Source organism: Rhizorhabdus sp., assembly GCF_018006725.1.
Taxonomy (GTDB): domain Bacteria; phylum Pseudomonadota; class Alphaproteobacteria; order Sphingomonadales; family Sphingomonadaceae; genus Rhizorhabdus.
On record NZ_JAGMXV010000349.1, the window covers coordinates 1 to 3,983 of the forward strand.

Annotated in this window: 5 protein-coding genes and 1 pseudogene; 5 read left to right on the forward strand and 1 reads right to left on the reverse strand. The window is 64.2% G+C overall.

Going from position 1 to position 3,983, the window contains the following annotated elements; translation table 11 throughout:
* The 5 genes and pseudogenes from KAY22_RS25695 to KAY22_RS28025 form a co-directional block, all read left to right on the forward strand.
* Nucleotides 1-296, forward strand: a pseudogene (locus KAY22_RS25695) (TonB-dependent receptor); the annotation flags it as partial.
* Between the two features lie 70 nt (nt 297-366).
* Nucleotides 367-813 carry a nuclear transport factor 2 family protein gene (locus KAY22_RS25700; RefSeq protein WP_296625946.1) on the forward strand — a complete coding sequence of 149 codons (447 nt, stop codon included), beginning with the start codon at nt 367-369 and terminating at the stop codon, nt 811-813.
* 22 nt (nt 814-835) lie between these two features.
* Nucleotides 836-2,173 (forward strand): aromatic ring-hydroxylating dioxygenase subunit alpha, encoded by a 1,338-nt coding sequence (locus tag KAY22_RS25705; protein WP_296625947.1) that lies wholly within the window; start codon nt 836-838, stop codon nt 2,171-2,173.
* Nucleotides 2,174-2,198: 25 nt separating this feature from the next.
* Nucleotides 2,199-2,945, forward strand: coding sequence for an SDR family oxidoreductase (locus KAY22_RS25710; RefSeq protein WP_296625948.1), 747 nt, complete (start codon nt 2,199-2,201; stop codon nt 2,943-2,945).
* A gap of 184 nt (nt 2,946-3,129) precedes the next feature.
* Nucleotides 3,130-3,405, forward strand: a complete 276-nt coding sequence (locus KAY22_RS28025; protein WP_366514166.1) for a Nif11-like leader peptide family natural product precursor — start codon at nt 3,130-3,132, stop codon at nt 3,403-3,405.
* On the opposite strand, the gene KAY22_RS25715 is transcribed toward KAY22_RS28025, so the two are convergent.
* The coding region (locus KAY22_RS25715) for a prenyltransferase/squalene oxidase repeat-containing protein (protein WP_296625949.1) at nt 3,341-3,983 on the reverse strand (643 nt) is incomplete at its 5' end. The two genes, KAY22_RS28025 and KAY22_RS25715, sit on opposite strands and share 65 nt — an antisense overlap.

Genomic DNA, 3,983 nt, shown 5'->3' on the forward strand with positions numbered 1-3,983 from the left:
CCATCCAGCAGCCACTGGGTGGGGGGACCGTCACCGCGACCGGCAATTACAGCTACACCAGCAGCAAGTTCACCGCCTTCACCGGCCGTCCGACCGAGCTCGTCGAGTCGATCGACCTGGCGAACGCGTCGCTGTCCTGGTCGCCCGATGGCGAACGCTGGTCGATCGGCGCGTGGAGCCGCAACCTCTTCAACGAGAAATATTACGGCCAGAAGCTCAATCTGGTCGGGATCGGTACGCTCGCCTCGCTCGGCAACCCGCGCGAATATGGTCTGGATTTCAAGGTCCGCTGGTGACGGCGGAGGGGCCGGCTGCACATCTCCTCGTGGTCGGCCCCGCTTTTTCGAACAGCAAAGGATGTATCGCATGACCGGCATGCCGATGGAGGTGCGCATCGCGCTTCAGGACCTGATGACCGCCTATTGCTATGCGGTCGATCGCCTCGACGATGTCGATGCCCTGCTTGACTTGTTCACCGAGGATGCCGTGCTCGATTTCTCGGCGATCGGCCTGCCGGTGATGAATGGCCGAGGCGAGATGAAGGCCTTTTTCGATCGCGTATTCGCCGACATGAGCCACCACGCGCATTACATCACCAATTTCCGTCCCAATGCCTATGACGGCGCGACCGCGTCGATGAGCGCCTATGTGATCGGCCTCGGCCGCGCGAAGGACGGCAACAGCGTCGAGGTGCAGGTGCAATATCGTTTCGACGCGGTCGAGACCTCGGCGGGCTGGAAGTGCCGCCGCTATTCGATGTTCTCGATGATGCCGCTGCCAGGTTCGCTCGCCGAGATCCACGCGTCCCGCTGAACCCTTTTTCCAGGATACCGCCATGGCCACTCTCGCCGAAGACCGGACCGGTTATCCGGTCCACCCCGATGCACGTCCTCCCTCCGCGCGCGGGGATCCGATCGGCGGGGACCGCTATTGGTCCAAGGACTTCGCCGACCGCGAATGGGAGCATATGTGGAAGCGGGTCTGGCATCTGGGCGGGCGCGTGTCGCAGCTGGAGGAGCCGGGCGACTTCATCGTCCATGATTTCCGTCATGAGAGCGTCGTCATGGTCCGCCAGAAGGACGGGGCTATCCGTGCCTTGTTCAATGTCTGCATGCATCGCGGCAACCGGCTGCTGTCGGTATCGGAGGGATCGGTCAGCGGGGCCCTCACCTGTCCCTATCATGGCTGGAAATGGGGCCTCGACGGGGTGCTCGCGCAGGTCCAGGACCCGGAGGATTTCCCGCAGGGCAATCCGTGCGGCAAGCTGACGCTCAAGGAACTGCGCTGCGAGACCTGGGGCGGCTTCATCTTCTGGAGCTTCGACCCGGACGCACCGGCTCTGCTCGACTATCTCGACCCGATCCCGACGCTGTTCGCCAACCGCGACCTGGAGACTTACACGCGGGTCGTGTGGCAGACGCTGCGGGTAAACACCAACTGGAAGTTCGCCTCTGACAATTTCAACGAGGCCTATCATATCCCCTCGGTCCATCCGCAGTTCGAGCCGATGATCGACGATCATTATTCGACGACGCTGTTCGAGATGTATCCCAACGGCCACAACCGGATGATCGAGAAACTGCAGCCTTCATCGCGCTACCCGGATGCGCAGCAGGTCAAGCCGCTCTGGGCTTCGGTCCTGCGCGAATGGGACATCGACCCGGCGGACTATGAGGGGCGGGCGCAGGAAGGGCGGCTGGCGCTCCAGCGAGCGCGTAGGGCGCTGGGGCCAGCGCGTGGCTATGATCATTTCGAGCGTCTGACCGATGACGAACTCACCGATCAGATGCACCATACCTGTTTCCCCAACCTGACGCTGACGGCGACGCCCGAAGGGCTCCACGTCTTCCGCACCGAACCCGATGCCGAGGACCCCAACTGGTCGACCTTCGACTATTGGTATCTGGCGCCGCCGGTGCGCGGGATGAGCGAGATCCCGACCCTCTACGGCATGCGCCCCTTTCGCGAGGCCGAGCATAGCAGCGGCGAGTTCGAACGCTATCAGACGACGATCGCGCAGGGCGATTTCCTTGCCCAGGACCTGTCGCTGGCCGTGACCCAGCAGAAGGGCTTGCGATCGATGGCATTCGGGGATTGTTATCTGGCCGGACAGGAAACGCGGGTCCGCCGCTTTCACGAAGTGATCAACGATTATCTGGAAGGCCGGCGCTGAGCCGGATGCGAGGAGAGACGGGACGATGGGCAGGGTAGAGGGCAAGGTCGCGATCATCACCGGCGGCGCGTCGGGGCTGGGTGCCGAGGATGCGCGGCTGCTCGCGCGCGAAGGCGCGAAAGTGGTCATCACCGACGTGCAGGACGAACTCGGCGCGCGCATCGCCGCCGAAATCCCCGGTGCGGTCTATCTGAACCAGGACGTCCGCAACGAGGCGCGCTGGGACGAGGTGATCGCCGAGACCATCGCCCGCTTCGGCAAGCTCGACGTCCTCGTCAACAATGCCGGCCTCGTTCGCTTCGGCACGATCGAGGGACTGAGCTTTGCGGACTACAAGATCCAGGTCGACGTGATGCTCGACGGCACCTTCCTCGGCTGCAAGGCTGCGATCCCGCACATGACCAAGGGCGGCGGCGGATCGATCATCAACATGGCCTCGATCGGCGGCATGATCGGCCTCAGCCAGATCCCGGCCTATGCCGGCGCCAAGGGTGGCATCATCTCGATGAGCCGCTCGATCGCGATCCACTGCCAGGAGCAGGGCTATGCGATCCGCTGCAACTCGATCGCGCCGGGCGGCATCGAAACCCCGATGACCGCGCAGGCGGTCGCCGAACTCGACGCCGACAGTGCCGGTATGGAGCAGACCCGCAACCACGGCATGGGCAAGCCGATCGATGTCGCCAACCTCGTGCTGTTCCTCGCGTCGGAGGAATCGCGCCATATCACCGGCACGAATATGGTGATCGACAATGGAGAGACGGTGCGCTGACGGGGGGCGAGCGGGGATGGGCGGCGCGGCTCAATGGCCGCGCAGAGCCGGCTTTGCCCGCCGCACCGCTTTCCCCTTTATGCCCGACGAGACGACAGAAACGTGTCCAATTCGAATGTCGTGATCAAGTCAGGCCGCCTTGCGGCGATTTGACGAAGGCGCGAGCGGCTGCGACTGTCTAGCGATGACCGTGCAAAACGCCTTGCTGTTCCTCGCTGCCGCCCGCCAGGACGGGGTGATCCGCTCGCGTCTTGCGGCGCAGCAAGACAATCCAGGCGTACTGTGCTCCCTCGCACGGGAGCATGGCCTCGATTTTAGTGCGGACGAACTGCAGCAGGCCTTTCGACATGACTGGGCGCTTCGGGCGCTGCGGGAAAGCAGGACATCTGCTGTTGTCAGCGAACTGCCCGTACCCACTGTTCGATGCGGCCAAGCGCGTCCAGAACCGTCGCGGTCGTGAAGCAGCGACGGGTGTCGATCGCCTGGACGATCTCGCCCCGCCGGTTGGGGATGGCGAGAGCGGCCGAGGCACGCCAGGAGCCATCCTCATTTTGGGTGGCCAGCAACATGTCGACCAGCCGCCTGAGCTGGTCGCCTTCATCGAGCGGTCTCAACGCCAGCGTGCGCAGCGCCCACGCGGCTTCGAAGGGGCGCTCGACCAGCTTTTCGGCGCCCCCTTCACGGTCCAGCCAGGCACATGTCCCTTTGACCGCATGCCGCACCCGGTCCGTATCGCCCTGGCCGCCCTGCGATGCCAAGGCCTCGGCGGCCAGCGCGGTGGCATAGCGGTCGCTTTCCCACCAATAGCTTTGCCAGTCGCCATCGGGCTGCTGGATGGCCCGCAAATAGTCCAGTGGCGCAGGTCCCAGGTCGGGCAGGTGCGCGGCTGCTGCGGTGACGCAGCCATGGGCATCATACCAGGCTGGATTGACCGCCTTGCCTTCGGTCCAGCTTGCATAGACGTCTCGGCGATAGGTTGCGAACCCGCCATCATCCTGCATGTGCTGGCGGAGAAAGGCGGTGGCCTCGCGCGCTTCC